The sequence below is a fragment of the Oceanospirillum sanctuarii genome (assembly GCF_002150805.1).
GTDB lineage: Bacteria > Pseudomonadota > Gammaproteobacteria > Pseudomonadales > Halomonadaceae > Oceanospirillum > Oceanospirillum sanctuarii.
This window is the reverse complement of sequence record NZ_MTBA01000017.1, coordinates 1-4,792: the sequence shown is the minus strand read 5'-3', so window position 1 is coordinate 4,792 and position 4,792 is coordinate 1. Positions and strand designations below refer to the sequence as shown.

General features: G+C 45.1%; 2 protein-coding genes. Both read left to right on the top strand.

From position 1 onward, the window contains the following. The coding region (locus tag BV405_RS17730; protein WP_176330214.1) for a hypothetical protein at window positions 1-3,057 on the top strand (3,057 nt) is incomplete at its 5' end. Window positions 3,058-3,317: 260 nt separating this feature from the next. Continuing rightward, the coding region (locus BV405_RS17295) for a FecR family protein (protein ID WP_217895699.1) at window positions 3,318-4,792 on the top strand (1,475 nt) is incomplete at its 3' end.

Sequence of the window (4,792 nt, the reverse complement as noted above, 5' to 3'; positions counted from 1 at the left end):
GCAGGCAACACCAGTCAGATTGAAGGCGTGTATGCCTTTGGTGACCGTCAGCTGGATAATTATCTGGCGGGGATGACCACTCTGATAGGGATCAATGGAGTGATGGTGAATGATAGTACAGGCTATTTTCTGAGTGATTTTACTTTGTATCAGAATGAAAATGGGCTTCTTACTGCAGTGGTTAACCAAGCCAGTGGTGAGCAGTGGGTAGTCGCAGATACTGGTGGTGAAAGCACAGGTACACTGGGTGATGCGAAAGTGATTTGGGGCAGCTGGAATAACTGGCACCAGATTCAAGGACAGATGCTTAGTGAACAACTATATCGAACTCAGTATATATACACCGATATCTTGACCGATACGGCGATCCCTGCTGCTTTGCAGGGGATTTATAACTTCAATACGGTGTATGGAATTGTTCAGGATGACACTGGTAACACTAGTATGAATCTTAATGGCAGCCTGAGTATCGACTTCACCCAACAGAACGCAAGCATGGACTTGTCTGGTTCTTTGGGCTCGGATAGCTGGGGAGCTTTCGGCACTGGTAGTCTGAGCAACCTCTATGCCGGTAGCTTTGCGCTGAGTGGTAGTCGTTATGACGGTGTGGTCACTGATGCATTGAGTGGGACTGTCTTGGGAGAGTTCGGAGGTAGCTATGCCGATGGTTTATTTGGCTATTTTCACCTGACTGGAACCTCCAGTCAGATTGAAGGGGTATATGCCTTTGGTTTTCGGCAATTAGATGATTATCTGAGTGGTTTGAGTTCGCTTAGTGGTGTTAATGGCAGCTTGCTGAATAGGGGGAACAGCTATTCTCTGGATGAGTTTAGCTTGTATCAGGACAATGTTGGGCTTGCTGCAGTGTTCTATCCAGTAACCGCTGAGCAATGGGTAGCTGCATCTACAGCTTCGTCAGAAGCTTTCTTAGGAGACGCGACTGTGAACTGGGGTACTTGGACTACATGGCGTCAGATCAACGATCAGAGTCTGATCGAGCAAAGCACACCGATTCAGTATATCTATACCGATCAGCTTACTGATCCGACTACTATTTTCAGTCATGAAAATATCTTCATGTTAACTTCAGTTGGCGGTAGTGCTTCCAATCAAGCAGGTGAGGTAACTCAGTCAATATCAAGTACCATGACAATTGATTTTATCGATCAGGATGTCGATCTATTGATGGATCTTTCATTCTCTGGTAGTCAATGGTCGATGAGTGGTTCTGGTCAGATTAGTGATTTTATCGGGAGTGGGCTGGGGCTGATTGGTGAGCGCTACGATTCTACCGATAGGCTGTATGAATCTTCCGATGGAGTATTTTTCGGTGATTTCGTTGGTTCATCTGTTGATGGAATTGCAGGTTATTACCAACTGAACTCTGTAGATGATTATGCAGATGGGTCATTGGTGCTTACAAAAGATATGCTTCTTAATGAAAAGCGTATAGTGACCGGTAACCATTTGACGTATTTCAATGATACTCAGGCTGGATTTTATAGCACAAGTGCTTTAGGAGCCGAAGTTACGACTCTGGATGGAAACCTAATGCGGTTTTCTCAGGGAGGGAGTATTTCAGAAGTACAAAGTAGTGATCTGCTATTTGGCGCGACATCAGCCAGTGCTGCAAATCAGATCAACTGGGGGTATTGGGGAGGCTACATCGTTGATGATGGGCTAAACGGTGAGCAATATTTTGATCAGCAACGCTATTTCGCAATGATTGATTCATCGGCTCTTCATACATTGGCTTCGTCTGGCCGGCCAAATATGCAGGTCAAATTCGGGCTTCTTGGTGCTGCAGGCCATGATCAGAATGGAAACCAACTGATATTTGATGAAGCAAATTCTTATCTAATGTTGGATTTCAATGCTTCCGTGATGACGGGACAATTTGAGATGGCAAGTGGTACTGCGGATACCGCTCATGATAAATGGACTCTATACACGGATTACTACTTGTTAAGTGATGTGGCTAACGGTGAAGGTAATGTCCTGTTGTTTGGTGGGGTAACATCCTTTGATATTCAGGGAGGCGAAACCGGGTACGCCTCTGTTGAGGGGTACTGGGACTTTGTATGGACTGGTGATCGTAGCGACATTCTTATGGGAGGCTTTAGTGCTCAAGAATTGAGTGATATCGGCATTATCAATTATTCTTCATCAGGTTTATTAGTTTTTTCTGACTCAACTGCGCAGAACTCTGTTGTTGACGGTACAGAATTTTCAGGCTTGGTATCTGGTTTTGGCAGTCAGCTGGGCTGGGGAGTTGGATTCAGTTTTGATCCGGAGGCTCTTGATAGTTTATCCGGGTATTATGTGAGTGAAGCGGATAGTCAACAATTGGTTGGCGCTTTTAATGACAACCAAGGCATCAGTGTTGATTCTTCTTCTGCACAGTTCATTTCAGATACATCCAGCTATGAGATCATAAATGATAGCTACAGCAGCCAGCTGGACGGTACATATTCTGTCTCGGGCACTAATTCTATCAGAGGGGCAGATGGATCAGAGGTCGCTAAAGTTCAGTGGGGGAGATGGGGCTCCAGTAACTCTGGCGATATCTTGATGAGTAATGGTGAGGGTGTCGATCAGCTGGATGTACTGCATTTTATTACAGCGGATAATCTCACATCTGCGGCTGAACTGGCATCACTTGCTTCCAGCCAGCAAACAGCAACTTTTTCTTTTGCTGGAGGGACGTTACCCACATTGACAACGGTGGATGGTATTACTACCGGCACCGTTAACAACCTGAGTCTGAATGTTGACTTTGGGGGAGGATCCGTTAATTCAGATATGTCTTTAGGGTTTAACGGCGCCAATATTGCAGCTTTTGGTAGCGGTACCCTCGATCAATTCCTCAGTTACGGCATTTCTTTGGATGCTTATCAGGTTGAAACTCTGATTGGAACCGGTTCTCTTCAAGGACAGTTTGTTGGTCCAAATGCTGATGGGGCTCTTGTCGGTTATGAATTGAATACGGATCTGGGTGTGATTAATGGAGCAGGAACCCTTCAGAAAACTACAGAAACATACTTACAGGCACCATAGTGGGACGATTGACTGTAAAAGGGGTAGTGTGAACTGGATCACATAAAAATAGTAACCATTTGTTACCCGGACGGCCATTATTTTTTCTAGGTAGTAAAATTAGATTTGCTTGTGTAGTAAGCGGGCAGATAAAGCTCTTTAAGAGTATTTGCTCGTTTACGAAACAGGTAGGATCTGGAATTCAACAGGACTTGTCAAAGCCAAAGCGGGATGCGTGCAAGGAGCACTTGGCGACTTAATTTACTGCTTTGGTGATGACCGTGTCTTCCATAATAAAGTGTTTTATATATTCTTTATTGTCAATCCTCTTTTTAACCTTACCCCTCAAGGTTATGGCTGCTGAGGCAGTTGGTCAGATTCTCTTTATCCATGGTGTTGTCACTATCAATTCTGCTAGCGGTGAATCCCGAACGGCTGTTCAGGGAGCATCTGTCTTTGAGGGGGAGAGCATTGTTTCAGATAAAGCCAGCAGTATGCAGCTGAAGATGGTTGATGGTGGTTACCTTGCTGTTCGCCCGTCAACCGTTATTAAAATCGATAATTACCGCTTTAAGCAGGATGGTCAGGATAAGGTTCAGACCTCTTTGCTAAGGGGCGGGCTTCGCTCGATTACTGGCTCGATTGGCCAAACCCGCAAAGAAAGCTTCAAGATCAGAACTCCGGTTGCCACCATGGGTATCAGGGGAACGGACCTTGAGGTATTTTACTTTCCTGAGGATCAGGGTGAATCGGTTAAGAAAGGGGTTTACCTGAGGATTAACTCAGGTAAGGGCTATATCCAAACCTATGCTGGTGTTCAGTTTGTCGGTGCCAACGAGACTGGTTATGTCGCAGACAGTCAATCTCTCCCCGAGTTACTCTCAGCCCCTCCTGCTATCTTTAACAGAAGTGATATCTTTGGCTTAAGTCCAGATTCGTTGGACACGTTACCTTCATCCAGAGCGACTGAAGCGGAAGTTCTGACGCAATTTCTGGATCTTTCAGATGATGCTATGCCTAAGTTTGAGGCGATCAATTTTGTAGATTTAAGCCTTCCCCCCGATTTATATGAAAGCTGGTGGGCAGACTCTTTGCCTAATGATGGTCAAGTCAGTTTTTCGTATCTGGAGAGTCCTTCCAGTTTTGGAGGGTTGGCTAATTTAACCTCCAAAGAAGTGCTGAATAATAAAACGGGTACTTTTGTCTACGCATCTAATAATTTATCTGTTTCTTCAGGCAATCTATTGAACTCCCGAAGTGAACTAAAAATTGACTTTAGCAATGATACTCTCGGTTATCTCTTGTTTTTACAGTTTGGGATTTCACCTTCCGAGGCTCGTTCAGTTGCTTCAAGCTCTAATGGTGGAGAGTGGAACTTTGAAGGAGAGGGGTTACTGGCAGACTTTGTAAGTGATGAAGGGATGTCTATGAAGAATGGATCTTTTAAAGATTCATTAAGTAATATACATGCCGCTGACGGGGCTTGGTTTGGAGTTTTTACGGGTGAAAATGCTGAAGGGTTGTATAGCACATTTGATTTGAATACTCAGGATGGAAGCTATTCTATATCCGGTGCTTCACAAACAGAGTCTAGTTCTGAGTTGACTTTAGAACCTGAGCCGGAACCAACTCCAGAGCCGGAACCAACGCCTGAGCCAACTCCAGAGCCAACTCCAGAGCCAACTCCAGAGCCGGAACCAACTCCTGATCCAGAGCCAACTCCAGAGCCGGAACCAACTCCTGATCCAGAGCCAAC